The following is a 1,014-nucleotide window of genomic DNA, read 5'->3' on the forward strand; positions in this document are numbered from 1 at the left end:
AACCTTATATTGACCTTTACGAGTAGAATCATCTTCTGCTAAATCAATAGTAAATACATCACTGAGTGCAACAATATTAATCATTTTTTTCCCGCCACTCTCTGCTTTTATAATCATTCCATTAGAATCAAAATCTAATTTATTTGATACTTTGATACTTGAATCACTAGCAGCTAAGTATCCACAAAAATTACATGTTATTGGAATTACAAGTGCTGTATTGCTATTCTCACAAACGTCAATACATACTCCATACATATCTTCGTCATTTGAAGGCACAACGTACATTGAATTTTCTTCGACTTTTAACTTTACTGCTCGTTTGTATGGATATTCTTTGTATGCATATCTCTCTATCGTGTCAACACTACTTGAAAGTGCTTGAGAATCAGCATCTACTATTTGCATACGGTCACGAAAATCAGATGTAATCCTCTCAAATACAGTAGCATCTTCTTTAAAGACTTTGGTATATTGTTTAAGTTTGATGAGTGCATCTGTATAGCTAGAATCTGAAGCTTGGATAGTAACACTTCTTTTTTTTCTATTCTTATTTCTTGAACTTTCTTCTGGGGTTGAATCTGATTCAAGAACAGAACCATCTACATCTTCTATAGTTTCTAAAGTTTGTAGAGTACCTAATTCTATTTGTTTCTGACTGTTCAATTGAGTATTATGATTAACCTTAGCACTTTGAGTACTTTTATTTTCAACCACTGGGCTAGCTTCTTCTTTGCTTAAAGTACTCATTAACTACCCTTTAAAGCCCTATTCCCAAATACACTAGCATGAATAATATAAAGATTTTCATTGAGTTTATATACCTTTGAGAGTGCTATTGCATTAGTTTTACTATTTGAAGAAGTACTAGCCTTTTCTAATTCCCCATTTGTATTAAATGCAAGCTTGTCACCAAAATTGATTGATGATTGGCTATCTTTCTTTACTACTAAATATCCTTCAAATTTTTCTGTTATTGGTACTACTGTTGCTATTTGTGTATAATCATCAATA

General features: G+C 31.8%; 2 protein-coding genes. Both read right to left on the reverse strand.

Annotated features, from left to right (window positions below):
- On the reverse strand, nt 1–750 hold a 750-nt coding region (locus U880_RS0106290), incomplete at its 3' end, for a DUF228 domain-containing protein (RefSeq protein WP_024655212.1).
- The coding region (locus tag U880_RS0106295; protein WP_024655213.1) for a DUF228 domain-containing protein at nt 750–1,014 on the reverse strand (265 nt) is incomplete at its 5' end. The genes U880_RS0106290 and U880_RS0106295, both read right to left, overlap by 1 nt.

Source organism: Borrelia hispanica CRI (assembly GCF_000500065.1).
Classification (GTDB): domain Bacteria; phylum Spirochaetota; class Spirochaetia; order Borreliales; family Borreliaceae; genus Borrelia; species Borrelia hispanica.